Raw genomic sequence first — 26,224 nt, 5'->3', positions numbered from 1 at the left:
CTCTTAGTTGAGAAATTCGAATTTTCGGCGAATGTCGTCTTCACAGTATAACCAGATTGCTTGGGGTTATATGGTCAAGTGAAGAAGCGCATACGGTGGATGCCTTGGCAGTCAGAGGCGATGAAAGACGTGGTAGCCTGCGAAAAGCTTCGGGGAGTCGGCAAACAGACTTTGATCCGGAGATGTCTGAATGGGGGAACCCAACCATCATAAGATGGTTATCTTGTACTGAATACATAGGTGCAAGAAGCGAACCAGGGGAACTGAAACATCTAAGTACCCTGAGGAAAAGAAATCAACCGAGATTCCCTTAGTAGTGGCGAGCGAACGGGGACTAGCCCTTAAGTGGCTTTGAGATTAGCGGAACGCTCTGGAAAGTGCGGCCATAGTGGGTGATAGCCCTGTACGCGAAAATCTCTTAGTCATGAAATCGAGTAGGACGGAGCACGAGAAACTTTGTCTGAATATGGGGGGACCATCCTCCAAGGCTAAATACTACTGACTGACCGATAGTGAACTAGTACCGTGAGGGAAAGGCGAAAAGAACCCCGGAGAGGGGAGTGAAATAGATCCTGAAACCGTATGCGTACAAGCAGTGGGAGCAGACTTTGTTCTGTGACTGCGTACCTTTTGTATAATGGGTCAGCGACTTATTTTCAGTGGCGAGCTTAACCGAATAGGGGAGGCGTAGCGAAAGCGAGTCTTAATAGGGCGTCTAGTCGCTGGGAATAGACCCGAAACCGGGCGATCTATCCATGGGCAGGTTGAAGGTTGGGTAACACTAACTGGAGGACCGAACCGACTACCGTTGAAAAGTTAGCGGATGACCTGTGGATCGGAGTGAAAGGCTAATCAAGCTCGGAGATAGCTGGTTCTCCTCGAAAGCTATTTAGGTAGCGCCTCATGTATCACTGTAGGGGGTAGAGCACTGTTTCGGCTAGGGGGTCATCCCGACTTACCAAACCGATGCAAACTCCGAATACCTACAAGTGCCGAGCATGGGAGACACACGGCGGGTGCTAACGTCCGTCGTGAAAAGGGAAACAACCCAGACCGTCAGCTAAGGTCCCAAAGTTATGGTTAAGTGGGAAACGATGTGGGAAGGCTTAGACAGCTAGGAGGTTGGCTTAGAAGCAGCCACCCTTTAAAGAAAGCGTAATAGCTCACTAGTCGAGTCGGCCTGCGCGGAAGATGTAACGGGGCTCAAACCATACACCGAAGCTACGGGTATCACGTAAGTGATGCGGTAGAGGAGCGTTCTGTAAGCCTGTGAAGGTGAGTTGAGAAGCTTGCTGGAGGTATCAGAAGTGCGAATGCTGACATGAGTAACGACAATGGGTGTGAAAAACACCCACGCCGAAAGACCAAGGTTTCCTGCGCAACGTTAATCGACGCAGGGTTAGTCGGTCCCTAAGGCGAGGCTGAAAAGCGTAGTCGATGGAAAACAGGTTAATATTCCTGTACTTCTGGTTATTGCGATGGAGGGACGGAGAAGGCTAGGCCAGCTTGGCGTTGGTTGTCCAAGTTTAAGGTGGTAGGCTGAGATCTTAGGTAAATCCGGGATCTTAAGGCCGAGAGCTGATGACGAGCTAACTTTTAGTTAGCGAAGTGGTTGATGCCATGCTTCCAAGAAAAGCTTCTAAGCTTCAGGTAACCAGGAACCGTACCCCAAACCGACACAGGTGGTTGGGTAGAGAATACCAAGGCGCTTGAGAGAACTCGGGTGAAGGAACTAGGCAAAATGGCACCGTAACTTCGGGAGAAGGTGCGCCGGTGAGGGTGAAGGACTTGCTCCGTAAGCTCATGCCGGTCGAAGATACCAGGCCGCTGCGACTGTTTATTAAAAACACAGCACTCTGCAAACACGAAAGTGGACGTATAGGGTGTGACGCCTGCCCGGTGCCGGAAGGTTAATTGATGGGGTTAGCTAACGCGAAGCTCTTGATCGAAGCCCCGGTAAACGGCGGCCGTAACTATAACGGTCCTAAGGTAGCGAAATTCCTTGTCGGGTAAGTTCCGACCTGCACGAATGGCGTAACGATGGCGGCGCTGTCTCCACCCGAGACTCAGTGAAATTGAAATCGCTGTGAAGATGCAGTGTATCCGCGGCTAGACGGAAAGACCCCGTGAACCTTTACTATAGCTTTGCACTGGACTTTGAATTTGCTTGTGTAGGATAGGTGGGAGGCTTTGAAGCGTGGACGCCAGTCTGCGTGGAGCCATCCTTGAAATACCACCCTGGCAACTTTGAGGTTCTAACTCAGGTCCGTTATCCGGATCGAGGACAGTGTATGGTGGGTAGTTTGACTGGGGCGGTCTCCTCCTAAAGAGTAACGGAGGAGTACGAAGGTGCGCTCAGACCGGTCGGAAATCGGTCGTAGAGTATAAAGGCAAAAGCGCGCTTGACTGCGAGACAGACACGTCGAGCAGGTACGAAAGTAGGTCTTAGTGATCCGGTGGTTCTGTATGGAAGGGCCATCGCTCAACGGATAAAAGGTACTCCGGGGATAACAGGCTGATACCGCCCAAGAGTTCATATCGACGGCGGTGTTTGGCACCTCGATGTCGGCTCATCACATCCTGGGGCTGAAGCCGGTCCCAAGGGTATGGCTGTTCGCCATTTAAAGTGGTACGCGAGCTGGGTTTAGAACGTCGTGAGACAGTTCGGTCCCTATCTGCCGTGGACGTTTGAGATTTGAGAGGGGCTGCTCCTAGTACGAGAGGACCGGAGTGGACGAACCTCTGGTGTTCCGGTTGTCACGCCAGTGGCATTGCCGGGTAGCTATGTTCGGAATAGATAACCGCTGAAAGCATCTAAGCGGGAAACTAGCCTCAAGATGAGATCTCACTGGAACCTTGAGTTCCCTGAAGGGCCGTCGAAGACTACGACGTTGATAGGTTGGGTGTGTAAGCGCTGTGAGGCGTTGAGCTAACCAATACTAATTGCCCGTGAGGCTTGACCATATAACACCCAAGCAATTTGACTACTCTAACGAGCATCAGATTGCGGTGTGTGAAGACGAAATGAACCGAAAGTTCGACGCTCACAAAACACCGAAAGCTGTCACATACCCAATTTGCTGAAGCGAGGCGAACGCCACGACTCAGTACCCGAATTTCTTGACGACCATAGAGCATTGGAACCACCTGATCCCATCCCGAACTCAGTAGTGAAACGATGCATCGCCGATGGTAGTGTGGGGTTTCCCCATGTGAGAGTAGGTCATCGTCAAGATTAAATTCCAAAACCCCAATTGCGAGAGCAGTTGGGGTTTTGTTTTGGGCGTCCCAAAAGTCCAGGTAGGGGGCGCTCGTCATACTAAGTCCTGCCATTTCTATGCAATGACCCTGCGCATGGCTATCATGCGGGCCTCATAGTGAGGCGGTACTTGCATGCTGACGTTGTTGAACCTTCTAAAAGATGGCCGCTTTCATTCCGGGGAAGCGCTTGGAGAGGCCTTGGGGGTCAGTCGGAGCGCTGTCTGGAAGCAGCTCCAGCATCTCGAGGCGGAATTGAACTTGCCCATCCATAAAGTGCGTGGCAAGGGGTATCAATTGATGTCTCCGTTGGTGTTTTTGAATGCTGGGGATATTGCGGCCAATGCACCTGATTTGGCGTGGCCAATTCATATTTTTGATTCTATTGACTCCACCAATGCAGAAGCTCTTCGCCTCGTAAGTGCTGGGTCCACTGCGCCTTTTCTGGTGCTGGCAGAGCAACAAACAGCCGGCAGAGGGCGTCGCGGCCGTAAGTGGGTCAGTCCCTTCGCTCAGAACCTGTATTACAGCCTGGTGTTGCGTATAGAGGGCGGATTGCGACAGCTGGAGGGGCTCAGTCTTGTGGTGGGGCTGGCAGTGATGCACGCCTTGCGTGGCGTAGGTGTGCAAAACGCTTCTTTGAAATGGCCAAACGATGTCTTGGTCGGCTCGAAGAAAATAGCCGGTATATTGCTCGAGTTGGTAGGGGATCCTGCTGATATTTGTCACGTTGTCCTGGGTATCGGTATTAACGTGAATATGCAGAAGGCGGACGAGGTTGATCAGCAGTGGACATCGGTAGGGCTTGAAAAGGGCTCTCAGGTCGACCGTAATTACCTGGTTGCTCAGCTGGGATTGCAACTGCAGCGTTATTTGGATCGACACATGGCTTCTGGCTTTTCGCAGCTTCAGGATGAGTGGGAGCAGCACCACTTGTGGCAGGGAAGGGCTGTATCTCTGATTGCGGGTGTGAATCAGATTGATGGGGTTGTATTGGGTGTTGATCGCCAAGGGGCGCTGCGCTTAAGCGTAGACGGCGTTGAGAAAGTTTATAGCGGTGGTGAGTTAAGCCTGAGGTTGCGTGATGATTCTTGAGCTCGACTGTGGGAACAGCTTCATCAAGTGGCGTGTGCTTGCATCAAGCAAGGCTGAAGCCTCTGCAGAAGGGGTTGTCGGTTCGGATGCCGCGCTGGTTGAGAGCCTGCTGGCGATTCCTGGCTTGTTGCTGACGCGGTGCCGGCTTGTGAGTGTTCGCGCATCTGAAGAGACTGACAAGCTGGTAAGCGCGTTGAAGGCTGCTTTCGGAGTGGTAGTGTCATGTGCGGCCTCTGCACGCGAGATGGCAGGGGTGCGTAATGGCTATGAAGAGTACGAGCGCCTTGGGCTCGATCGCTGGCTAGCGATGCTCGGCGGGTTCAAGCTTGCGTCAGGTGCGTGCCTGGTCCTCGATTTTGGTACAGCGGCGACCGCGGACTTTATCGCTGCGGATGGAGAGCATTTGGGCGGTTTTATCTGCCCCGGAATGCCACTTATGCGCAACCAGTTGCGAACGCATACGCGCAAAATTCGCTACGACGATTCAGCTGCTGAGCAGGCGGTTGAGCGCCTTTCTCCAGGTCGCACGACTGTGGAGGCTGTGGAGCGTGGTTGCGCGCTGATGCTCAGAGGGTTTGTGCTTACTCAGCTCGAACTGGCCAGAAGTTACTGGGGGGAGAATTTTTCTGTTTTCTTGACCGGTGGTGACGCTGATCTGGTCTCGGACGTTGCGCCGCAAGCCAGGCTGGTACCTGACCTGGTTTTTGTAGGGTTGGCGATGGCGTGCCCTTTACCCTGAGGTGATTATGCGTTGGCTGTTTTTGCTTTTGCTGGTACTTAATGCCTTCTATTACATCTGGCATCAACAAGATGCTCCGCTGCGTGCCAAGGACGTAACGCCCCTGAGTCTCTATCGAGGCGGGCAGCAAGATATCCGCCTGCTGAGTGAATCTTCTGATCCTATTGTGCGACGTGATCGTGCAAAAGGCGCCGAGCCGCAAAATACGTGCTTGTATATCGGAGGCTTCGTTGATCAGCAGCAGGCTCAATTGGTGGCGCAACGTCTCGTGAGTCTGGATATAAAGGTCAAGGTTCAGTTGCTCAATACGCCGGAGGCTGCCGGGTATTGGCTCCGTGTCGCCCCTGAAAGCAGGCGCCTGGCTGATGATCTGCCCTTTGAAAACCTTGCTAAGGAATTCAATGAGTTAAAACATAAAATAATGTTGTGCGAAGGCGTTGCAACTCTCGATTAGTTTGCATAGAATGGCGCCCGCTTCGCAGTGAAGACTTCTACGGTCAACGGTGCGAAGCGAAGGTCAACGCAGCTAACCTCATATTTTTAAATGAGAAAATGCTTGACAGAAGGTCGGCGTAATGTAAAATGCCGGCTCGCTTAGGAGGGGTTCCCGAGCGGCCAAAGGGATCAGACTGTAAATCTGACGTCTACGACTTCGAAGGTTCGAATCCTTCCCCCTCCACCATTTTTAGCGTGAGCTGCAAGCTCCGCGGGTATAGTTTAGTGGTAGAACCTCAGCCTTCCAAGCTGATGATGCGGGTTCGATTCCCGCTACCCGCTCCAAGTTTGCAGGTTGTGCAGTGTGTTTCGCTCTTGTAGCTCAGTTGGTAGAGCACACCCTTGGTAAGGGTGAGGTCAGCGGTTCAAATCCGCTCAAGAGCTCCATATAACAAGGCAGATATGAAAATATCTGCCTTTGTTTTAACAGCTTGTCTCGGCTTGATGGTGTTGTGCCTGTTTTCTGGGCGATTTCAAGTCTCTAGGGGTTGGTTGTTGTAAAGTCTTTTTCAGGTCTGCATAATGGTCGGCCTGATTTTGTTTTAGGTCAGTAGCTCAATTGGCAGAGCGACGGTCTCCAAAACCGTAGGTTGGGGGTTCGATTCCCTCCTGACCTGCCAGATTCACGTGGTGTGTCTGGCTTTCTTTTCACAGGATCTTCATAGATGACTCCTAAGGCTGAAGCTCAAAGCTCTCGTTTCGATCTGGTCAAGTGGCTCGCTGTAGTCGTCTTGGTGGTCGTAGGCGTTGTTGGCAATCAGTATTACTCTGCTTCGCCGATCCTGTACCGTGTGCTCGCATTGCTCGCTCTTGCTGCTGTTGCTGCCTTTGTGGGCTTGCAAACTGCTAAAGGCAAGTCTTTTGCGGTCCTGGTAAAGGAAGCTCGCACTGAAATCCGTAAAGTCGTTTGGCCGACTCGCCAAGAAACCACGCAGACCACGTTGATCGTTGTGGCTGTTGTTCTGGTTATGGCGTTGCTGTTGTGGGGTCTTGATTCCCTGCTCGGCTGGCTTGTTTCCTTGATTGTTGGCTAAGGGTGTCCCGTGGCTAAGCGTTGGTACGTTGTTCATGCTTACTCGGGTTACGAGAAGCATGTTATGCGCTCTTTGCTGGAGCGCGTAAAGCTGGCAGGCATGGAAGATGGCTTCGGCGAAATTCTGGTTCCCACTGAAGAAGTGGTTGAAATGCGGAATGGCCAGAAGCGCAAGAGCGAACGCAAGTTCTTTCCAGGCTACGTGCTGGTTCAAATGGACATGAACGAAGGTACTTGGCACTTGGTCAAGGATACCCCTCGCGTCATGGGTTTTATCGGTGGTACTGCCGATAAGCCAGCTCCAATTACCGATAAAGAGGCAGAAGCAATTCTGCGTCGTGTTGCTGATGGTAGCGACAAGCCTAAGCCGAAGACGTTGTTCGAGCCGGGCGAGGTTGTTCGTGTTACAGATGGTCCGTTTGCTGATTTCAACGGCACCGTCGAAGAGGTTAACTACGAAAAGAGCCGGATCCAGGTGGCAGTGCTCATTTTCGGTCGCTCTACTCCGGTAGAGTTGGAGTTCAGTCAGGTCGAAAAGGTCTAGCTGAGCAAGCATCCCAACCCCGCAGCCTGAGGCTGTGGGGTTTTGTCGTCACTGGGATATACGCGCAAGTAACCGGGGAGCCTTTCGAGGCGTTTGAACCCGTAATTGGAGTGCCTCATGGCCAAGAAGATTACCGCTTACATCAAGCTGCAAGTGAAGGCCGCTCAGGCCAACCCAAGCCCACCCGTCGGTCCAGCTCTGGGTCAGCACGGCGTGAACATCATGGAATTCTGCAAGGCCTTCAACGCCCGTACTCAGGGTCTTGAGCCAGGTCTGCCGACTCCAGTGATCATCACTGTTTACAGCGACCGTAGTTTCACTTTCGAAACCAAGTCGACCCCGGCTTCGGTTTTGCTGAAGAAGGCTGCCGGTCTGACTAGCGGTTCCGCTCGTCCTAACACCGTTAAGGTTGGCACCGTGACCCGTGCTCAGCTGGAAGAAATCGCGAAAACCAAAAACGCGGATCTGACTGCAGCTGATATGGATGCAGCCGTGCGTACCATCGCCGGTTCTGCTCGTAGCATGGGCCTTAACGTGGAGGGTGTGTAATGGCTAAGCTGACCAAGCGCCAAAAGGCTATCGCCGGCAAAATCGAAGCGGGCAAGTCCTACAACTTTGTAGATGCTGCTGCTCTGCTGACCGAGCTGTCGACTGTCAAGTTCAGCGAGTCCGTTGACGTTGCTGTAAACCTGGGCGTTGACCCACGTAAATCCGACCAGGTCGTTCGTAGCGCAACTGTGCTGCCACACGGTACTGGCAAGACTGTACGTGTAGCTGTCTTCACCCAAGGCCCGGCAGCTGAAGCTGCTCTGGCCGCTGGCGCTGACCGCGTTGGCATGGACGACCTGGCTGCCGAAATGAAAGGCGGCGACCTGAACTATGACGTGGTTATTGCTTCCCCGGATGCAATGCGCGTTGTAGGTCAGTTGGGTCAGATCCTCGGCCCACGTGGTCTGATGCCTAACCCTAAAGTCGGCACCGTAACCCCAGACGTAGCTACCGCGGTTAAAAACGCCAAAGCTGGTCAGGTTCGTTATCGCACCGACAAAAACGGCATCATTCACACCTCCGTTGGCAAAGTCGGTTTCGACGCCGTCAAGCTGAAGGAAAACGTTGAAGCCCTGATCGCTGATCTGAAGCGTATCAAGCCAGCTTCCTCGAAAGGTATCTACGTTAAGCGCGTTACCCTGAGCACCACTATGGGCCCAGGTCTGGTCATCGACCAAGGCTCGCTGGACGTATAGGACACAAGTTGGCGTGAGAGATTGCGCCAATTGAAAAAAATTGGGGTCCCTGCCTGGCGGGGGCTATCCAAGACCGTAGGCGACGCAAGTCTTAAACCACAAGCCTACGCAGATGGTGCTCCCGGTTCCTTACCGAATCAGACACCAAAACGACATCCGGCTCCGGCCAGATGAAACGGTAACAAGCAGGAGTTAAACCCGTGGCAATTAATCTCGAAGACAAGAAGGCCATCGTCGCTGAAGTCAACGAGGCTGCCAAAGCTGCTCTGTCCGCTGTCGTGGCTGATGCCCGTGGTGTGACAGTAGGCGCTATGACCGGACTCCGTAAAGAGGCTCGTGAAGCTGGCGTATACGTACGTGTTGTACGTAACACCCTGCTCAAGCGCGCTGTTGCTGACACTGAATACAGTGTTCTCAACGACGTGTTCACCGGCCCGACTCTGATCGCGTTCTCCAAAGAACATCCAGGCGCTGCTGCCCGTTTGTTCAAAGAGTTTGCCAAGAGTCAGGATAAGTTCGAGATCAAGGCAGCTGCGTTCGAGGGCAAGTTCCTCGCAGCTAACCAAATCGACGTACTGGCAACACTGCCGACCCGCGACGAAGCCATTTCGCAGCTGATGAGCGTGATTCAAGGCGCTACCAGCAAGCTGGCTCGTACTCTGGCCGCAGTTCGCGAGCAAAAAGAAGCCGCCGCAGCCTGAGGCTGAGCGACTTCTCTCGCGTATTTTTGTTTATTTCGATGGCCGAGTAGGCCGTCCCCCAATTCAGGAAATACAGCAATGTCTATCTCCCAAGACGATATCCTCAACGCCGTAGCTGAAATGTCGGTTCTGCAGGTTGTTGAGCTGATCAAAGCTTTCGAAGAAAAATTCGGCGTTTCCGCTGCCGCTGCTTCCGCTGGCCCAGCTGCTGCTGCTGCCGTTGTTGAAGAGCAAACCGAATTCAACGTCATGCTGACCGAAGCTGGCGAGAAGAAAGTAAACGTGATCAAGGCAGTACGTGAACTGACCGGTCTGGGCCTGAAAGAAGCCAAGGCTGTAGTTGACGGCGCTCCTGCCCTGGTTCTGGAAGCTGTTGCCAAAGACGCAGCTGACAAAGCCAAAGCAGTACTGGAAGAAGCAGGCGCTAAAGTCGAGCTGAAGTAAGCATCGACCTTGCGTCTCCAGCCCAAGCGTTAAGCTGAAGGCTGATGGCTGGTGGCTCTTGCCACCGGCCTTTTTCCGTTCTTGGCTGTCGACTCGGTCGCCGCCATTAACGCGCTGTAGCCACCCGATGCGGTGGTGCAAACCATGGGGTTTGCAAGATTTTCTGGCTGCTCCCGTCGGAGGGGCCAAACAAGCAGGTGACCAAGCTGGGGAACGCTGATGGCTTACTCATATACTGAGAAAAAACGTATCCGCAAGGACTTTAGCAAGTTGCCGGACGTCATGGATGTCCCGTACCTTCTGGCTATCCAGCTGGATTCGTATCGTGAATTCTTGCAGGCGGGAGCGACCAAAGATCAGTTCCGCGACGTGGGCCTGCATGCGGCCTTCAAATCCGTTTTCCCGATCATCAGCTACTCCGGCAATGCTGCGCTGGAGTACGTCGGTTATCGCCTGGGCGAACCGGCATTTGATGTCAAAGAATGCGTGTTGCGCGGTGTTACTTACGCCGTACCTTTGCGGGTAAAAGTGCGCCTGATCATTTTCGACAAAGAATCGTCGAACAAAGCGATCAAGGACATCAAAGAGCAAGAAGTCTACATGGGCGAAATCCCATTGATGACCGAGAACGGTACCTTCGTTATCAACGGTACCGAGCGTGTGATCGTTTCCCAGCTGCACCGTTCCCCGGGCGTGTTCTTCGACCACGACCGCGGCAAGACGCACAGCTCCGGCAAGCTCCTGTACTCCGCGCGGATCATTCCGTACCGCGGTTCGTGGTTGGACTTCGAGTTCGACCCGAAAGACTGCGTGTTCGTGCGTATCGACCGTCGTCGCAAGCTGCCGGCCTCGGTATTGCTGCGCGCGCTTGGTTATACCACCGAGCAAGTGCTGGACGCCTTCTACACCACCAACGTATTCAGCCTGAAGGATGAAACCCTCAAGCTGGAGCTGATTGCTTCGCGCCTGCGTGGTGAAATTGCCGTCCTGGACATCCAGGATGACAAGGGCAAGGTCATTGTTGAAGCTGGCCGTCGTATTACTGCGCGCCACATCAACCAGATCGAAAAAGCCGGTATCAAAGAGCTGGAAGTGCCTCTGGACTACGTCCTGGGTCGCACCACCGCCAAGGTCATCGTTCACCCGGCTACAGGCGAAATCCTGGCCGAGTGCAACACCGAGCTGAACACCGAGATCCTGGCCAAGATCGCCAAGGCTCAGGTTGTTCGCATCGAGACCCTGTACACCAACGATATCGACTGCGGTCCGTTCATCTCCGACACGCTGAAGATCGACTCCACCAGCAACCAATTGGAAGCGCTGGTCGAGATCTATCGCATGATGCGTCCTGGTGAGCCACCAACCAAAGACGCTGCCGAAACCCTGTTCAACAACCTGTTCTTCAGCCCTGAGCGCTATGACCTGTCTGCGGTCGGCCGGATGAAGTTCAACCGTCGTATCGGTCGTACCGAGATCGAAGGTTCGGGCGTGCTGTGCAAGGAAGACATCGTTGCGGTACTGAAGACCCTGGTCGACATCCGTAACGGTAAAGGCATCGTCGATGACATCGACCACCTGGGTAACCGCCGTGTTCGCTGCGTAGGTGAGATGGCCGAGAACCAGTTCCGCGTTGGCCTGGTACGTGTTGAGCGTGCGGTCAAAGAGCGTCTGTCGATGGCAGAAAGCGAAGGCCTGATGCCGCAAGACCTGATCAACGCCAAGCCAGTGGCTGCGGCGGTGAAAGAGTTCTTCGGTTCCAGCCAGCTTTCCCAGTTCATGGACCAGAACAACCCGCTCTCCGAGATCACCCACAAGCGCCGTGTATCTGCACTGGGCCCGGGCGGTCTGACCCGTGAGCGTGCGGGCTTTGAAGTTCGTGACGTACACCCGACGCACTACGGTCGTGTTTGCCCGATCGAAACGCCGGAAGGTCCGAACATCGGCCTGATCAACTCCCTGGCCGCTTATGCGCGCACCAACCAGTACGGCTTCCTCGAGAGCCCGTACCGAGTGGTGAAGGACGCTCTGGTCACCGACGAGATCGTGTTCCTGTCCGCTATCGAAGAAGCTGATCACGTGATCGCTCAGGCCTCGGCCACGATGAACGACAAGAAAGTCCTGGTCGACGAGCTGGTAGCTGTTCGTCACTTGAACGAGTTCACCGTCAAGGCGCCGGAAGACGTCACCTTGATGGACGTTTCGCCGAAGCAGGTAGTGTCGGTTGCAGCGTCGCTGATTCCGTTCCTGGAGCACGATGACGCCAACCGTGCGTTGATGGGTTCCAACATGCAGCGTCAAGCTGTACCCACCCTGCGCGCTGACAAGCCGCTGGTAGGTACCGGCATGGAGCGTAACGTAGCCCGTGACTCCGGCGTTTGCGTCGTGGCTCGTCGTGGCGGCGTGATCGACTCCGTTGATGCCAGCCGTATCGTGGTTCGTGTTGCCGATGACGAAGTTGAAACTGGCGAAGCCGGTGTCGACATCTACAACCTGACCAAATACACCCGCTCGAACCAGAACACCTGCATCAACCAGCGTCCGCTGGTGAGCAAAGGTGATCGCGTTCAGCGCAGCGACATCATGGCCGACGGCCCGTCCACCGACATGGGTGAACTGGCACTGGGTCAGAACATGCGCATCGCGTTCATGGCATGGAACGGCTTCAACTTCGAAGACTCCATCTGCCTGTCCGAGCGTGTTGTTCAAGAAGACCGCTTCACCACGATCCACATTCAGGAACTGACCTGTGTGGCGCGTGACACCAAGCTTGGGCCAGAGGAAATCACTGCGGACATCCCGAACGTGGGTGAAGCTGCACTGAACAAACTGGACGAAGCCGGTATCGTTTACGTAGGTGCCGAAGTAGGCGCAGGCGACATCCTGGTCGGTAAGGTCACTCCGAAAGGCGAGACCCAACTGACTCCGGAAGAAAAACTGCTGCGTGCCATCTTCGGTGAAAAAGCCAGCGACGTTAAAGACACTTCCCTGCGCGTGCCGACTGGCACCAAGGGTACTGTCATCGACGTACAGGTCTTCACCCGTGACGGCGTTGAGCGTGATGCTCGTGCCCTGTCCATCGAGAAGACCCAGCTCGACGAGATCCGCAAGGATCTGAACGAAGAGTTCCGTATCGTTGAAGGCGCAACCTTCGAACGTCTGCGTTCCGCTCTGGTAGGCCACAAGGCTGAAGGCGGCGCAGGTCTGAAGAAAGGTCAGGACATCACCGACGAAATCCTCGACGGTCTTGAGCACGGCCAGTGGTTCAAACTGCGCATGGCTGAAGATGCTCTGAACGAGCAGCTCGAGAAGGCCCAGGCCTACATCGTTGATCGCCGCCGTCTGCTGGACGACAAGTTCGAAGACAAGAAGCGCAAACTGCAGCAGGGCGATGACCTGGCTCCAGGCGTGCTGAAAATCGTCAAGGTTTACCTGGCAATCCGTCGCCGCATCCAGCCGGGCGACAAGATGGCCGGTCGTCACGGTAACAAGGGTGTGGTCTCCGTGATCATGCCGGTTGAAGACATGCCGCACGATGCCAATGGCACCCCGGTCGACGTCGTCCTCAACCCGTTGGGCGTACCTTCGCGTATGAACGTTGGTCAGATCCTTGAAACCCACCTGGGCCTCGCGGCCAAAGGTCTGGGCGAGAAGATCAACCGCATGATCGAAGAGCAGCGCAAGGTTGCTGACCTGCGTAAGTTCCTGCACGAGATCTACAACGAGATCGGCGGTCGCAACGAAGAGCTGGACACCTTCTCCGACCAGGAAATCCTGGACCTGGCGAAAAACCTGCGCGGCGGCGTTCCAATGGCTACCCCGGTGTTCGACGGTGCCAAGGAAAGCGAAATCAAGGCCATGCTGAAACTGGCAGACCTGCCGGAAAGCGGCCAGATGCAGCTGTTCGACGGCCGTACCGGCAACAAGTTCGAGCGCCCGGTTACTGTTGGCTACATGTACATGCTGAAGCTGAACCACTTGGTAGACGACAAGATGCACGCTCGTTCTACCGGTTCGTACAGCCTGGTTACCCAGCAGCCGCTGGGTGGTAAGGCTCAGTTCGGTGGTCAGCGTTTCGGGGAGATGGAGGTCTGGGCACTGGAAGCATACGGTGCTGCTTACACTCTGCAAGAAATGCTCACAGTGAAGTCGGACGATGTGAACGGCCGGACCAAGATGTACAAAAACATCGTGGACGGCGATCACCGTATGGAGCCGGGCATGCCCGAGTCCTTCAACGTGTTGATCAAAGAAATTCGTTCCCTCGGCATCGATATCGATCTGGAAACCGAATAACACGTGACGCGAATCGAGAGCGGGGCCGTTTAGCCCGCTCTCTGCTCCGCCAGGAGGAAAGGCCTTGAAAGACCTACTGAATTTGCTGAAAAACCAGGGTCAAGTCGAAGAGTTCGACGCCATCCGTATTGGGTTGGCATCGCCTGAGATGATCCGTTCGTGGTCGTTCGGTGAAGTTAAAAAGCCGGAAACCATCAACTACCGTACGTTCAAACCTGAGCGTGACGGCCTGTTCTGCGCCAAGATCTTTGGCCCGGTAAAGGATTACGAGTGCCTGTGCGGTAAGTACAAGCGCTTGAAGCACCGTGGTGTGATCTGCGAGAAGTGCGGCGTTGAAGTTGCACTGGCCAAGGTTCGTCGTGAGCGCATGGCGCACATCGAACTGGCTTCTCCGGTTGCCCACATCTGGTTCCTGAAATCGCTGCCGTCCCGTATCGGCTTGCTGATGGACATGACCCTGCGTGATATCGAACGCGTTCTCTACTTCGAGAGCTATGTCGTTATCGATCCAGGCATGACCACCCTTGAAAAAGGTCAGTTGCTGAACGACGAGCAGTATTTCGAAGCGCTGGAAGAGTTCGGCGACGATTTCGATGCCCGCATGGGCGCCGAAGCTGTCCGCGAACTGCTGCACGCTATCGATCTGGAGCACGAGATTGGCCGTCTGCGCGAAGAGATTCCGCAAACCAACTCCGAAACCAAGATCAAGAAACTGTCCAAGCGTCTGAAGTTGATGGAAGCCTTCCAGGGTTCCGGCAACTTGCCAGAGTGGATGGTGCTGACCGTTCTGCCGGTTCTGCCGCCAGACCTGCGTCCGCTGGTACCGTTGGATGGTGGTCGTTTCGCGACGTCCGACCTCAACGACCTGTACCGCCGCGTGATCAACCGTAACAACCGCTTGAAGCGCCTGCTTGATCTGTCCGCTCCGGACATCATCGTGCGCAACGAAAAGCGTATGTTGCAAGAAGCTGTCGACGCCTTGCTCGACAACGGTCGTCGTGGCCGTGCTATCACTGGTTCCAACAAGCGTCCTCTGAAATCCCTGGCTGACATGATCAAGGGTAAGCAAGGTCGTTTCCGTCAGAACTTGCTCGGTAAGCGTGTGGACTACTCTGGTCGTTCGGTAATTACCGTAGGCCCGACCCTGCGTCTGCACCAGTGCGGTCTGCCTAAGAAGATGGCTCTGGAGCTGTTCAAGCCGTTCATCTTCGGCAAGCTGGAAATGCGCGGTCTCGCGACCACCATCAAAGCGGCCAAGAAAATGGTCGAGCGCGAACTGCCAGAGGTTTGGGACGTTCTCGCTGAAGTGATTCGCGAACACCCGGTTCTCCTCAACCGTGCACCGACCCTTCACCGTCTGGGTATCCAGGCGTTTGAACCGGTACTGATCGAAGGTAAGGCTATCCAGCTGCACCCTCTGGTCTGTGCTGCGTACAACGCCGACTTCGACGGCGACCAAATGGCCGTGCACGTACCGCTGACACTGGAAGCCCAGTTGGAAGCGCGTGCGTTGATGATGTCGACCAACAACATTCTGTCGCCAGCCAACGGTGAGCCAATCATCGTTCCGTCGCAGGACGTTGTATTGGGTCTGTACTACATGACGCGTGAGGCGATCAACGCTAAAGGCGAAGGTCGTGTGTTCGCTGACCTGCAGGAAGTTGACCGTGTGTTCCGTGCCGGCGAAGCCGCACTGCACGCCAAGGTCAAGGTGCGGATCAACGAAACCGTCAACGACCGTGATGGCGGCAGCGTGACCAACACCCGTATCGTCGACACCACTGTCGGTCGTGCGCTGTTGTATCAGGTTGTGCCAAAAGGTCTGTCGTACGATGTCGTCAACCTGCCGATGAAGAAAAAGGCGATCTCCAAGCTGATCAACCAGTGCTACCGCGTGGTTGGTTTGAAAGAGACCGTGATCTTCGCTGACCAGTTGATGTACACCGGTTTTGCTTACTCGACCATTTCCGGCGTTTCCATCGGTGTTAACGACTTCGTTATCCCGGATGAAAAGGCCCGCATCATCGGTGCTGCCACCGACGAAGTGAAAGAGATCGAAAGCCAGTACGCTTCCGGCCTGGTAACCCAGGGCGAGAAGTACAACAAGGTAATCGACCTTTGGTCGAAGGCGAACGACGAAGTTTCCAAGGCGATGATGGCTAACCTCTCGAAAGAGAAAGTCATTGACCGTCACGGCGACGAAGTTGACCAGGAGTCCTTCAACTCGATGTACATGATGGCCGACTCGGGCGCACGGGGTTCTGCTGCGCAGATCCGTCAGCTCGCCGGTATGCGTGGCCTGATGGCCAAGCCGGACGGTTCCATCATCGAAACGCCGATTACTGCGAACTTCCGTGAAGGTTTGAGCGTACTTCAGTACTTCATCTCCACTCACGGTGCTCGTAAAGGTCTGGCGGATACCGCGTTGAAAACCGCTAACTCCGGTTACCTGACTCGTCGTCTGGTAGACGTTGCACAAGATCTGGTTGTAACCGAGATCGATTGCGGCACCGAGCACGGTCTGCTGATGACGCCGCACATTGAAGGCGGTGACGTTGTAGAGCCGTTGGGTGAGCGCGTATTGGGTCGTGTTATCGCCCGTGACGTATTCAAGCCAGGTACCGAGGAAGTTATCGTTCCTGCCGGCACCCTGGTGGACGAGAAGTGGGTTGAGTTCATCGAACTCAACAGCATTGACGAAGTGATCGTTCGCTCGCCGATCAGCTGCGAAACCCGCTACGGCATTTGCGCCAAGTGCTACGGCCGTGACTTGGCTCGTGGTCACCAGGTGAACATCGGTGAAGCGGTCGGCGTTATCGCTGCCCAGTCCATCGGTGAGCCGGGTACCCAGCTGACCATGCGTACGTTCCACATCGGTGGTGCGGCAAGCCGGACCTCCGCAGCCGACAGCGTTCAGGTGAAGAATGGCGGTACCGTCCGTCTGCACAACCTGAAACACGTTGAGCGAGTGGATGGCCACCTGGTTGCTGTGTCCCGTTCCGGTGAGCTGGCAATCGCTGATGACTACGGTCGTGAGCGTGAGCGTTACAAGCTGCCGTACGGTGCTGTGATTTCGGTTAAAGAAGGTGACAAGGTCGACGCTGGCGCAATCGTGGCCAAGTGGGATCCGCACACTCACCCAATCGTTACCGAAATGAAAGGTACCGTGACCTACGTGGGCATGGAAGAAGGCATCACGATCAAGCGTCAGACTGACGAATTGACCGGTATGACCAACATTGAAGTACTCGACGCGAAAGATCGTCCAGCTGCCGGTAAAGACATCCGTCCAGCCGTGAAGATGGTCGATGACAACGGCAAGGATCTGTTGCTGCCAGGCACTGACGTTATCGCTCAGTACTTCCTGCCAGCCAACGCCCTGGTCGGTGTGGCGGACGGTGCGAAGATCGCGATCGGTGATGTTATCGCGCGTATCCCGCAAGAAACTTCGAAGACCCGTGACATCACCGGTGGTCTGCCGCGTGTTGCCGACTTGTTCGAAGCGCGTCGTCCGAAAGAAGCGTCGATTCTGGCTGAAGTCAGCGGCACCATCGCGTTCGGTAAAGAGACCAAGGGCAAGCGCCGTCTGGTCATCACCCCGAACGACGGTAGCGATCCGTATGAAGAGCTGATTCCGAAGTGGCGTCACCTGAACGTGTTCGAAGGCGAACAGGTAAACCGCGGCGAAGTTATCTCCGACGGTCCGAGCGATCCACACGACATCCTGCGTCTGCTGGGTGTGAGTGCGCTGGCCAAGTACATCGTTAACGAGATCCAGGACGTTTACCGCCTGCAAGGCGTGAAGATCAACGATAAGCACATCGAGACCATCCTGCGTCAGATGCTGCGTAAAGTTGAAATCGCTGAATCCGGCGATTCCAGTTTCATCAAGGGTGACCAGATGGAACTGACTCACGTACTGGTGGAAAACGAGCGCCTGACGAACGAAGACAAATTCGTGTCCAAGTTCACTCGCGTGCTGCTGGGTATCACCAAGGCGTCGTTGTCGACTGAGTCGTTCATCTCGGCGGCCTCCTTCCAGGAGACCACTCGCGTACTGACCGAAGCAGCGGTAACCGGCAAGCGCGATTACCTGCGCGGCCTGAAAGAAAACGTGGTTGTGGGTCGTCTGATCCCGGCCGGTACCGGTTTGGCTTACCACAGCGAGCGTAAGCGTCGCCGTGATGCTGACAAGCCGTTGCGCGTAAGCGCCAGTGAAGTGGAAGCTGCACTGACCGAAGCGCTGAACTCCAGCGGTAACTGAGTTCTGCGATAAATAAGTCCGGGCCCTGGCAGCTCCATTCGTCGGATCGAGGCAATTTTGCCTCGGTTCGATGAGAGGGGAGGTCGGGGCCTTGCCTTGACTGGGGGCAAGATCCTCTTTAGACTCTTGTACCCCTAAATTTGGCGGGAATTCGTTCCTGCCATTTTGCTTTTCTTGCAAGACAATAGCGTCGCAAGACAACAGTGGAGCTAGTAGATGGCAACTATCAACCAGCTGGTACGTCAGCCGCGTAAGCGTATCGTCGAGAAATCCGACGTACCTGCGCTGCAGAACTGCCCGCAACGTCGTGGCGTATGCACTCGCGTGTATACCACTACGCCGAAAAAACCTAACTCGGCACTGCGTAAAGTATGCCGTGTGCGCCTGACCAACGGTTTCGAGGTTTCCTCGTACATCGGTGGTGAAGGTCACAACCTGCAAGAACACAGCGTGGTACTGATCCGCGGCGGTCGTGTAAAAGACTTGCCAGGTGTTCGTTACCACACCGTACGCGGTTCCTTGGATACTTCCGGCGTTAAAGGTCGTAACCAGGGTCGTTCGAAGTACGGTACCAAGAAGCCTAAGTAGTAGCGGCTTTTTGCAACACTGAATCATCTAATTTTCTGAGTCGATAAGAGTAAGGTCGGAGGCGTCCCGAAAGGGCACCGATTCCGAGCGAACCTGAAGACCGTTTGAGGGCTTATCCATGCCAAGAAGACGCGTAGCAGCCAAGCGCGAAGTGCTTGACGATCCAAAATACGGAAGCCAAATCCTGGCCAAGTTCATGAACCACGTGATGGAAAGCGGCAAGAAAGCCGTTGCCGAGCGTATCGTTTATGGCGCGCTGGAAAAGGTTAAAGAACGCAAGAACAGCGACCCCCTGGAAATCTTCGAGAAAGCTCTCGACGCCATCGCTCCGCTGGTCGAAGTGAAGTCGCGCCGTGTAGGCGGTGCTACTTACCAGGTTCCGGTTGAAGTTCGCCCGTCCCGTCGTAACGCTCTGGCAATGCGCTGGTTGGTAGACTTCGCCCGTAAGCGCGGCGAGAAGTCTATGGCTCTGCGTTTGGCAGGCGAATTGTTGGACGCTGCTGAAGGTAAAGGTGCTGCTGTTAAGAAGCGTGAAGACGTGCACCGTATGGCTGAAGCCAACAAAGCTTTCTCGCACTACCGCTTCTAATTTTAGCTTCACTAATTTTGCGAGGGCTTTATGGCTCGTACTACTCCGATTAGCCGCTACCGTAACATCGGTATCGTTGCTCACGTGGATGCTGGTAAAACTACCACCACCGAGCGCGTACTGTTTTACACCGGCAAAAGTCACAAAATGGGCGAGGTGCATGACGGCGCCGCGACCACAGACTGGATGGTTCAGGAGCAGGAGCGTGGTATTACCATTACTTCTGCTGCTATTACCGCCTTCTGGAAGGGTTCCGAGAAGCAGTACAAAGACGAGCATCGCTTCAACGTAATCGATACCCCGGGCCACGTAGACTTCACCATTGAAGTTGAGCGTTCCCTGCGCGTACTCGACGGCGCTGTCGTTGTGTTCTGCGGTACTTCGGGTGTTGAGCCTCAGTCGGAAACCGTATGGCGTCAAGCCAACAAGTACGGCGTTCCACGTCTTGTTTATGTAAACAAGATGGACCGTGCTGGTGCCAACTTCCTGCGCGTGATCGGTCAGATCAAGCAGCGTCTGGGCCACACCCCGGTGCCAATCCAGTTGGCTATCGGTTCCGAAGACAACTTCCAGGGTCAGATCGATCTGATCAACATGGAAGCTGTTTACTGGAATGATTCCGACAAAGGTATGGTTCCTGTTCGCAAGCCTATCCCTGCAGAGCTGCAGGAACTGGCTGACGAGTGGCGCAACAACATGGTTGAGGCTGCTGCCGAAGCCAGCGAAGAGCTGATGAACAAGTACCTCGAAGGTGAAGAACTCACCAACGTGGAAATCAAGGCCGCTCTGCGTCAGCGTACTATCGCTGGCGAAATCGTCCTGGCTGTTTGCGGTTCCTCGTTCAAGAACAAGGGTGTTCCCCTGGTTCTCGACGCCGTTATCGACTTCCTGCCTGCTCCAACCGACATTCCTGCTATCAAGGGTTCCAACCCTGATAACGAGGAAGAAGAGATGGAGCGTCACGCAAGTGATGACGAGCCGTTCTCGGCTTTGGCGTTCAAGATCGCTACCGACCCATTCGTGGGTACTTTGACCTTCGTCCGCGTTTACTCGGGCGTGTTGGCCTCCGGCGACGGCGTGATCAACTCGGTTAAGGGCAAGAAAGAGCGCGTGGGTCGTATGGTGCAAATGCACGCAAACGCCCGTGAAGAGATCAAGGAAGTTCGCGCTGGTGACATCGCGGCCCTGATCGGCATGAAGGACGTCACCACTGGTGAGACTTTGTGCGACGCTGCCAAGCCAATCATCCTGGTTCGCATGGACTTCCCGGAGCCGGTTATCTCGGTTGCCGTAGAGCCCAAGACCAAGGATGACCAGGAAAAAATGGGTATCGCTCTGGGCAAACTGGCTCAGGAAGATCCATCTTTCCGCGTTAAAACTGATGAAGAGACTGGTCAAACGATCATCTCCGGCATGGGCGAGTTGCACCTGGACATTCTGGTTGACCGGATGCGCCGTGAGTTCAACGTCGAAGCCAACATCGGTAAGCCTCAGGTTTCCTATCGTGAGCGCATCACGAAGAACTGCGAAATCGAAGGCAAGTTCGTTCGTCAGTCCGGCGGTCGTGGTCAGTTCGGTCACTGCTGGATCCGTTTTGCTCCTGCTGACGAAGGTCAGGAAGGTCTGCAATTCGTGAACGAAGTAGTGGGTGGTGTGGTTCCTAAGGAATACATCCCTGCTATCCAGAAGGGCATCGAAGAGCAGATGAAGAACGGTGTTGTCGCCGGCTATCCGCTGATCGGCCTGAAAGCAACCGTTTTTGACGGTTCTTACCACGACGTCGACTCCAACGAGATGGCGTTTAAGGTGGCTGCTTCCATGGCAACCAAGCAACTGGCCCAGAAGGGCGGTGGTGAGTTGCTTGAGCCAATCATGGCGGTAGAAGTTGTTACACCTGAAGACTATATGGGTGATGTCATGGGCGACCTTAACCGTCGTCGCGGCATGATCTTGGGTATGGAAGACACGGTTTCCGGCAAAGTGATTCGCGCCGAGGTTCCGTTGGGTGAGATGTTCGGTTATGCGACCGACGTTCGCTCCATGTCCCAGGGTCGCGCAAGCTACTCTATGGAATTCAAAAAATACAACACAGCTCCGGCGCACATCGCTGAAACTGTATCCAAAAAACAAGGCTGATTCAGTCCTTTAGGCAAGGAGTTAATTGTCGTGGCTAAAGAAAAATTTGATCGTTCCCTACCGCACGTAAACGTTGGCACCATCGGCCACGTTGACCACGGTAAAACCACTCTGACCGCTGCTCTGACTCGCGTCTGCTCCGAAGTTTTCGGTTCGGCTCGTGTTGACTTCGACAAGATCGACAGCGCACCAGAAGAAAAAGCTCGTGGTATCACCATCAACACCGCTCACGTTGAGTACAATTCGACTATTCGTCACTACGCTCACGTTGACTGCCCAGGTCACGCTGACTACGTGAAGAACATGATCACTGGTGCTGCCCAGATGGACGGCGCGATCCTGGTTTGCTCGGCCGCTGATGGTCCGATGCCACAAACCCGTGAGCACATCCTGCTGTCCCGTCAGGTAGGCGTTCCGTACATCGTGGTTTTCCTGAACAAGGCTGACCTGGTAGACGACGCTGAGCTGCTGGAACTGGTTGAGATGGAAGTGCGCGATCTGCTGAGCACTTACGACTTCCCAGGTGACGACACTCCGATCATCATCGGTTCTGCTCGTATGGCTCTGGAAGGTAACGACGAAAACGAAATGGGCACCACTGCCGTTCGTAAACTGGTTGAAACTCTGGACAGCTACATCCCAGAGCCAGTTCGTCTGACCGACAAGCCGTTCCTGATGCCAATCGAAGACGTATTCTCGATCTCCGGTCGCGGTACTGTTGTAACTGGTCGTATCGAGCGCGGTATCGTTCGCGTTCAAGATCCGCTGGAAATCGTTGGTCTGCGTGACACCACCGTCACCACCTGCACCGGTGTTGAAATGTTCCGCAAACTGCTCGACGAAGGTCGTGCTGGCGAGAACTGCGGCGTTCTGCTGCGTGGTACCAAGCGTGACGACGTTGAGCGTGGCCAGGTTCTGGTTAAGCCAGGTTCGGTTAAGCCGCACACCAAGTTCACCGCAGAAGTTTACGTTCTGAGCAAAGAAGAAGGCGGTCGTCACACTCCGTTCTTCAAAGGCTACCGTCCACAGTTCTACTTCCGTACTACTGACGTGACCGGTAACTGCGAACTGCCAGAAGGCGTTGAAATGGTAATGCCAGGCGATAACATTCAAATGACTGTTACCCTGATCAAAACCATCGCAATGGAAGACGGTCTGCGCTTCGCTATCCGTGAAGGCGGCCGTACCGTTGGTGCTGGTGTTGTAGCTAAAATCATCGAGTAATTATCTCTTCTGAGATAGCTTCGATGTTTTGAAGAAGCCCCCGCTCAGCGGGGGCTTTTTTATTGGGTTGACACCTATCTGGGGCGTCTATAGAATTGCGCCTCCTTTTAACGGGCGCATTGCGCCCGGTGGGAATAGCAGCCGGAGTCTGAAATCCAATGCAAAATCAGCAAATCCGTATCAGGTTGAAGGCTTTTGACCATCGCCTGATCGACCAATCCACCCAGGAAATCGTGGAAACCGCGAAACGTACTGGTGCTCAAGTGCGTGGTCCAATTCCACTGCCTACCCGTAAAGAGCGGTTCACCGTTCTGGTCTCCCCGCACGTCAACAAAGACGCGCGTGACCAGTACGAGATCCGTACTCATAAGCGCGTACTGGACATCGTCCAGCCAACGGATAAAACCGTTGATGCACTTATGAAGCTCGATCTGGCGGCCGGTGTGGAAGTACAGATCAGCCTCGGCTAAGACTCGGGTCTTAGTCGTGTAACGCTCTGAAATGGGCGGCCATAGCGGGTGAAAGCCCCGTACACTCATGAGGTTTACAACATGACTATTGGTGTAGTCGGTCGTAAATGCGGTATGACCCGTATTTTCACCGAAGAAGGTGTCTCCATTCCGGTCACGGTCATTGAGATCGAGCCGAATCGCGTCACCCAGTTCAAAACTGAAGAAACCGATGGCTATCGTGCAGTGCAAGTCACTGTCGGCGAGCGTCGTGCTTCGCGCGTGACTGCTGCTCAAGCAGGTCACTTCGCTAAAGCAAACGTTGCAGCTGGTCGCACCGTTATGGAGTTCCGTCTTGAAGACGGCGACTACCAGGCTGGCGATCTGATCAACGCTGAAATCTTCGCTGCTGGTCAACTGGTTGATGTAACCGGTCAGTCCAAAGGTAAAGGCTTCCAGGGTACGATCAAGCGTTGGAATTTCCGTGGCCAAGACAACACTCACGGTAACTCCGTTTCCCACCGCGTCCCGGGCTCTATTGGCCAGTGCCAGACTCCTGGTCGTGTATTCAAGGGCAAGAAAATGTCCGGTCATATGGGCGCTGAGCGCGTGACCGTGCAGTCCCTCGAAGTAGTGCGCGTCGACGCTGAACGCAATCTGTTGTTGGTCAAGGGTGCTGTTCCTGGCGCTACTGGCGGCAACCTGGTTGTACGTCCAGCGGCCAAGGCTCGCGGTTAAGGGGAAGCTGACATGCAATTAAACGTAAATGACGCTCAAGCGATCGAAGTTTCCGAACTGACGTTTGGCGGCGAGTTCAACGAGACGCTGGTTCACCAAGCAGTCGTGGCCTACATGGCCGGCGGCCGTCAAGGTAGCAAGCAGCAAAAGACCCGTTCCGACGTACGTGGTGGCGGTAAGCGCCCTTGGCGTCAGAAAGGTACTGGCCGTGCTCGTGCTGGTACTATCCGTAGCCCAATCTGGCGCGGCGGCGGTACCACTTTCGCAGCTCGTCCTCAGGATCACTCGCAGAAGCTCAACAAGAAGATGTACCGCGCAGCCCTGCGCTCCATCCTTGCTGAACTCGTGCGTACCGACCGTCTGGTCGTGGTTCAGGACTTCGCTGTTGAAAGCCCGAAAACCAAAGACCTGCTGGGCAAACTGAACAACATGAGCCTGACCGACGTTTTGATCGTGTCGGAAGCTGTTGATCAGAACCTGTACCTGGCTGCTCGCAACCTGCCACACGTTGATGTACGTGACGTGCAAGGTTCCGATCCAGTTAGTCTGATCGCATACGACAAGGTGTTGATCACCGTGTCGGCCGTGAAGAAATTCGAGGAGCTGCTGGGATGAACCAGGAACGCGTATTTAAAGTTCTGCTTGGCCCGCACGTTTCCGAAAAGGCTACGGTTCTGGCTGACAAGAAAGGCCAGTTCGTTTTCAAGGTTGCAACTGACGCAACCAAGCTGGAAATCAAGAAGGCCGTCGAAAGCCTGTTCAGCGTGAAAGTTGAGCGTGTTACTACCCTGAATGTTCTGGGTAAGAGCAAGCGCACTGCTCGCGGTCTGGGCAAGCGTAATGACTGGAAGAAGGCAGTTATCTCCCTTCAGCCAGGCCAAGATCTCGATTTCAGCAGCAGTGCTGAGTAAGGAAGGGGTGCATCATGGCAATCGTTAAATGCAAACCGACTTCCCCTGGCCGCCGTTTTGTGGTCAAGGTGGTCAACCAGGAGCTGCATAAAGGCGCTCCTCACGCACCGCTGCTCGAGAAAAAATCGAAGTCTGGTGGTCGTAACAACAATGGTCGTATTACCACTCGTCACATCGGTGGTGGCCATAAGCAGCATTATCGTCTGGTCGACTTCCGTCGCAACGACAAAGATGGCATCGCTGCCACTGTCGAGCGTATCGAATACGATCCAAACCGTACTGCTCACATCGCTCTGCTGCTGTACGCAGATGGCGAGCGTCGCTACATCATCGCCCCTAAAGGCGTGAGCGCTGGCGACCAGCTGATCGCAGGTGCTCTGGCGCCGATCAAGCCGGGCAACGCTCTGCAACTGCGTAACATTCCAGTTGGTAGCACCGTACACGGCATCGAATTGAAGCCAGGTAAAGGCGCACAGATCGCTCGTTCCGCTGGTGCTTCGGCTCAGCTGATCGCTCGTGAAGGTGTCTACGTGACCCTGCGTCTGCGTTCTGGTGAGATGCGTAAAGTGCTGGCTGAATGCCGCGCGACCCTGGGCGAAGTCTCGAACTCCGAGCACAGCCTGCGTTCGCTGGGTAAAGCTGGTGCCAAACGCTGGCGTGGCGTTCGCCCAACCGTTCGTGGTGTTGCCATGAACCCGGTTGACCACCCACACGGTGGTGGTGAAGGTCGTACCTCTGGTGGTCGTCATCCGGTATCGCCATGGGGCTTCCCGACTAAGGGCGCGAAGACTCGTGGTAATAAGCGTACCGACAAAATGATCGTCCGTCGTCGCAAGTAAATAGAGGGATACGACAGTGCCACGTTCTCTGAAAAAAGGTCCTTTTATTGATCTTCACCTACTGAAGAAGATCGAAGTGGCGGCGGAAAAGAACGATCGCAAACCAGTTAAGACCTGGTCGCGTCGTTCGATGATCCTGCCACAAATGGTCGGTCTGACCATCGCAGTACACAACGGTCGTCAACACGTCCCCGTTCTCGTTAACGAAGACATGGTCGGCCACAAACTGGGCGAGTTTGCCGGTACCCGCACTTATCGTGGGCACGTGGCAGACAAGAAAGCCAAGCGTTAAGGGGTAAGGAAATGGAAGTAGCCGCTAAGTTGTCGGGCGCTCGAATCTCCGCCCAGAAAGCCCGCTTGGTCGCCGACCAGATCCGCGGGAAGAAGGTGGGCGAAGCGCTCAACCTGTTGGCTTTCAGCAGTAAGAAAGCCGCCGAGATCATGAAGAAAGTGCTGGAGTCGGCCGTAGCCAACGCCGAGCATAACGAAGGCGCAGACGTTGATGACCTGAAGGTCAGCACCGTTTTCGTCAACGAAGGGCGTTCGCTGAAGCGCATCATGCCACGAGCCAAGGGCCGTGCTGATCGCATCGTCAAGCGGTCTTGCCATATCACTGTCAAGGTTGCTGACAAGTAACGGA

At 54.8% G+C, this 26,224-nt stretch carries 22 protein-coding genes, 4 tRNA genes and 2 rRNA genes; all 28 read left to right on the top strand.

The annotated features are described in order from the left end of the window. Positions 1 to 72: 72 nt before the first annotated feature. The 28 genes from ATI14_RS03780 to rplV all read left to right on the top strand — a co-directional run bounded on the left by ATI14_RS03780 (position 73) and on the right by rplV (position 26,220). Positions 73 to 2,964 (top strand): 23S ribosomal RNA (locus ATI14_RS03780). Between the two features lie 155 nt (positions 2,965 to 3,119). Continuing rightward, positions 3,120 to 3,235: ribosomal RNA gene (gene rrf, locus ATI14_RS03775) — 5S ribosomal RNA — on the top strand. Positions 3,236 to 3,393: 158 nt separating this feature from the next. Continuing rightward, entirely contained in the window at positions 3,394 to 4,353 is a 960-nt protein-coding gene (birA, locus tag ATI14_RS03770) for a bifunctional biotin--[acetyl-CoA-carboxylase] ligase/biotin operon repressor BirA (protein WP_016969481.1), read from the top strand. After that, positions 4,343 to 5,092 carry a pantothenate kinase gene (locus ATI14_RS03765; RefSeq protein WP_016969480.1) on the top strand — a complete coding sequence of 250 codons (750 nt, stop codon included), beginning with the start codon at positions 4,343 to 4,345 and terminating at the stop codon, positions 5,090 to 5,092. Before birA ends, ATI14_RS03765 begins: the two co-directional genes overlap by 11 nt. 7 nt (positions 5,093 to 5,099) lie before the next feature. Beyond that, the gene (locus tag ATI14_RS03760) at positions 5,100 to 5,546 is read left to right on the top strand and encodes a hypothetical protein (protein ID WP_016969479.1); all 447 of its coding nucleotides are present in this window, start codon (positions 5,100 to 5,102) and stop codon (positions 5,544 to 5,546) included. 143 nt (positions 5,547 to 5,689) lie between these two features. Further along, a tRNA-Tyr gene (locus tag ATI14_RS03755) sits at positions 5,690 to 5,774 on the top strand. 24 nt (positions 5,775 to 5,798) lie between these two features. Then, positions 5,799 to 5,872, top strand: a tRNA-Gly gene (locus ATI14_RS03750). A gap of 26 nt (positions 5,873 to 5,898) precedes the next feature. Beyond that, positions 5,899 to 5,974, top strand: a tRNA-Thr gene (locus tag ATI14_RS03745). 157 nt (positions 5,975 to 6,131) lie between these two features. Beyond that, a tRNA-Trp gene (locus ATI14_RS03740) sits at positions 6,132 to 6,207 on the top strand. Between the two features lie 45 nt (positions 6,208 to 6,252). Then, positions 6,253 to 6,621: a preprotein translocase subunit SecE gene (gene secE / locus ATI14_RS03735; protein ID WP_016969478.1), complete on the top strand. Its 369-nt coding sequence runs from the start codon at positions 6,253 to 6,255 to the stop codon at positions 6,619 to 6,621. A 9-nt stretch (positions 6,622 to 6,630) separates the two neighbouring features. Continuing rightward, positions 6,631 to 7,164, top strand: a complete 534-nt coding sequence (nusG, locus tag ATI14_RS03730) for a transcription termination/antitermination protein NusG (RefSeq protein WP_003176436.1) — start codon at positions 6,631 to 6,633, stop codon at positions 7,162 to 7,164. A gap of 117 nt (positions 7,165 to 7,281) precedes the next feature. Further along, positions 7,282 to 7,713, top strand: a complete 432-nt coding sequence (rplK, locus tag ATI14_RS03725; RefSeq protein ID WP_003176435.1) for a 50S ribosomal protein L11 — start codon at positions 7,282 to 7,284, stop codon at positions 7,711 to 7,713. Further along, positions 7,713 to 8,408: a 50S ribosomal protein L1 gene (rplA, locus tag ATI14_RS03720; RefSeq protein WP_003176434.1), complete on the top strand. Its 696-nt coding sequence runs from the start codon at positions 7,713 to 7,715 to the stop codon at positions 8,406 to 8,408. Before rplK ends, rplA begins: the two co-directional genes overlap by 1 nt. 200 nt (positions 8,409 to 8,608) lie before the next feature. Continuing rightward, a complete protein-coding gene (gene rplJ / locus ATI14_RS03715; protein WP_016969477.1) occupies positions 8,609 to 9,109 on the top strand; it encodes a 50S ribosomal protein L10 in 501 nt (166 codons plus the stop codon). A gap of 78 nt (positions 9,110 to 9,187) precedes the next feature. Further along, on the top strand, positions 9,188 to 9,553 hold the full coding sequence (gene rplL / locus ATI14_RS03710) for a 50S ribosomal protein L7/L12 (protein ID WP_016969476.1): 366 nt from the start codon (positions 9,188 to 9,190) through the stop codon (positions 9,551 to 9,553). A gap of 219 nt (positions 9,554 to 9,772) precedes the next feature. Next, entirely contained in the window at positions 9,773 to 13,846 is a 4,074-nt protein-coding gene (gene rpoB / locus ATI14_RS03705) for a DNA-directed RNA polymerase subunit beta (RefSeq protein WP_016969475.1), read from the top strand. A gap of 64 nt (positions 13,847 to 13,910) precedes the next feature. Next, a complete protein-coding gene (rpoC, locus tag ATI14_RS03700; RefSeq protein WP_016969474.1) occupies positions 13,911 to 18,110 on the top strand; it encodes a DNA-directed RNA polymerase subunit beta' in 4,200 nt (1,399 codons plus the stop codon). Positions 18,111 to 18,326: 216 nt separating this feature from the next. Then, positions 18,327 to 18,698, top strand: a complete 372-nt coding sequence (rpsL, locus tag ATI14_RS03695) for a 30S ribosomal protein S12 (RefSeq protein ID WP_002555494.1) — start codon at positions 18,327 to 18,329, stop codon at positions 18,696 to 18,698. A 118-nt stretch (positions 18,699 to 18,816) separates the two neighbouring features. Further along, positions 18,817 to 19,287, top strand: a complete 471-nt coding sequence (gene rpsG, locus ATI14_RS03690; RefSeq protein WP_002555493.1) for a 30S ribosomal protein S7 — start codon at positions 18,817 to 18,819, stop codon at positions 19,285 to 19,287. Positions 19,288 to 19,317: 30 nt separating this feature from the next. Continuing rightward, entirely contained in the window at positions 19,318 to 21,423 is a 2,106-nt protein-coding gene (fusA, locus tag ATI14_RS03685; protein WP_016969473.1) for an elongation factor G, read from the top strand. A 30-nt stretch (positions 21,424 to 21,453) separates the two neighbouring features. Next, a complete protein-coding gene (gene tuf, locus ATI14_RS03680; protein ID WP_005791980.1) occupies positions 21,454 to 22,647 on the top strand; it encodes an elongation factor Tu in 1,194 nt (397 codons plus the stop codon). Positions 22,648 to 22,805: 158 nt separating this feature from the next. Beyond that, positions 22,806 to 23,117, top strand: a complete 312-nt coding sequence (gene rpsJ / locus ATI14_RS03675; RefSeq protein ID WP_003186070.1) for a 30S ribosomal protein S10 — start codon at positions 22,806 to 22,808, stop codon at positions 23,115 to 23,117. 81 nt (positions 23,118 to 23,198) lie between these two features. Beyond that, entirely contained in the window at positions 23,199 to 23,834 is a 636-nt protein-coding gene (gene rplC, locus ATI14_RS03670) for a 50S ribosomal protein L3 (protein WP_003194649.1), read from the top strand. Positions 23,835 to 23,846: 12 nt separating this feature from the next. Further along, positions 23,847 to 24,449, top strand: coding sequence for a 50S ribosomal protein L4 (gene rplD / locus ATI14_RS03665; protein ID WP_003176424.1), 603 nt, complete (start codon positions 23,847 to 23,849; stop codon positions 24,447 to 24,449). Further along, the gene (gene rplW / locus ATI14_RS03660; RefSeq protein ID WP_002555488.1) at positions 24,446 to 24,745 is read left to right on the top strand and encodes a 50S ribosomal protein L23; all 300 of its coding nucleotides are present in this window, start codon (positions 24,446 to 24,448) and stop codon (positions 24,743 to 24,745) included. The genes rplD and rplW overlap by 4 nt, the downstream gene beginning before the upstream one ends. Before the next feature lie 14 nt (positions 24,746 to 24,759). Continuing rightward, on the top strand, positions 24,760 to 25,584 hold the full coding sequence (gene rplB, locus ATI14_RS03655) for a 50S ribosomal protein L2 (protein WP_003186055.1): 825 nt from the start codon (positions 24,760 to 24,762) through the stop codon (positions 25,582 to 25,584). A 16-nt stretch (positions 25,585 to 25,600) separates the two neighbouring features. Beyond that, positions 25,601 to 25,876: a 30S ribosomal protein S19 gene (gene rpsS, locus ATI14_RS03650; protein WP_002555486.1), complete on the top strand. Its 276-nt coding sequence runs from the start codon at positions 25,601 to 25,603 to the stop codon at positions 25,874 to 25,876. A gap of 11 nt (positions 25,877 to 25,887) precedes the next feature. After that, positions 25,888 to 26,220: a 50S ribosomal protein L22 gene (gene rplV / locus ATI14_RS03645; RefSeq protein ID WP_003103908.1), complete on the top strand. Its 333-nt coding sequence runs from the start codon at positions 25,888 to 25,890 to the stop codon at positions 26,218 to 26,220. Positions 26,221 to 26,224: the final 4 nt, after the last annotated feature.

Origin of the sequence: Pseudomonas tolaasii NCPPB 2192 (assembly GCF_002813445.1) — a bacterium.
Taxonomy (GTDB): Bacteria; Pseudomonadota; Gammaproteobacteria; order Pseudomonadales; family Pseudomonadaceae; genus Aquipseudomonas; species Aquipseudomonas tolaasii.
The sequence above is the reverse complement of the archived record's forward strand: the minus strand, read 5'-3'. Positions and strand labels throughout refer to the sequence as shown.

Excerpts from the sequence above, each read along its gene's own strand:
- birA (WP_016969481.1), top strand. The coding sequence starts at position 3,394 with ATGCTGACGTTGTTGAACCTTCTAAAAGATGGCCGCTTTCATTCCGGG.
- ATI14_RS03765 (WP_016969480.1), top strand. The coding sequence starts at position 4,343 with ATGATTCTTGAGCTCGACTGTGGGAACAGCTTCATCAAGTGGCGTGTG.
- ATI14_RS03760 (WP_016969479.1), top strand. The coding sequence starts at position 5,100 with ATGCGTTGGCTGTTTTTGCTTTTGCTGGTACTTAATGCCTTCTATTAC.
- secE (WP_016969478.1), top strand. The coding sequence starts at position 6,253 with ATGACTCCTAAGGCTGAAGCTCAAAGCTCTCGTTTCGATCTGGTCAAG.
- rplK (WP_003176435.1), top strand. The coding sequence starts at position 7,282 with ATGGCCAAGAAGATTACCGCTTACATCAAGCTGCAAGTGAAGGCCGCT.
- rplA (WP_003176434.1), top strand. The coding sequence starts at position 7,713 with ATGGCTAAGCTGACCAAGCGCCAAAAGGCTATCGCCGGCAAAATCGAA.
- rplL (WP_016969476.1), top strand. The coding sequence starts at position 9,188 with ATGTCTATCTCCCAAGACGATATCCTCAACGCCGTAGCTGAAATGTCG.
- rpoB (WP_016969475.1), top strand. The coding sequence starts at position 9,773 with ATGGCTTACTCATATACTGAGAAAAAACGTATCCGCAAGGACTTTAGC.
- rpsL (WP_002555494.1), top strand. The coding sequence starts at position 18,327 with ATGGCAACTATCAACCAGCTGGTACGTCAGCCGCGTAAGCGTATCGTC.
- rpsG (WP_002555493.1), top strand. The coding sequence starts at position 18,817 with ATGCCAAGAAGACGCGTAGCAGCCAAGCGCGAAGTGCTTGACGATCCA.
- fusA (WP_016969473.1), top strand. The coding sequence starts at position 19,318 with ATGGCTCGTACTACTCCGATTAGCCGCTACCGTAACATCGGTATCGTT.
- rpsJ (WP_003186070.1), top strand. The coding sequence starts at position 22,806 with ATGCAAAATCAGCAAATCCGTATCAGGTTGAAGGCTTTTGACCATCGC.
- rplC (WP_003194649.1), top strand. The coding sequence starts at position 23,199 with ATGACTATTGGTGTAGTCGGTCGTAAATGCGGTATGACCCGTATTTTC.
- rplD (WP_003176424.1), top strand. The coding sequence starts at position 23,847 with ATGCAATTAAACGTAAATGACGCTCAAGCGATCGAAGTTTCCGAACTG.
- rplW (WP_002555488.1), top strand. The coding sequence starts at position 24,446 with ATGAACCAGGAACGCGTATTTAAAGTTCTGCTTGGCCCGCACGTTTCC.
- rplB (WP_003186055.1), top strand. The coding sequence starts at position 24,760 with ATGGCAATCGTTAAATGCAAACCGACTTCCCCTGGCCGCCGTTTTGTG.
- rplV (WP_003103908.1), top strand. The coding sequence starts at position 25,888 with ATGGAAGTAGCCGCTAAGTTGTCGGGCGCTCGAATCTCCGCCCAGAAA.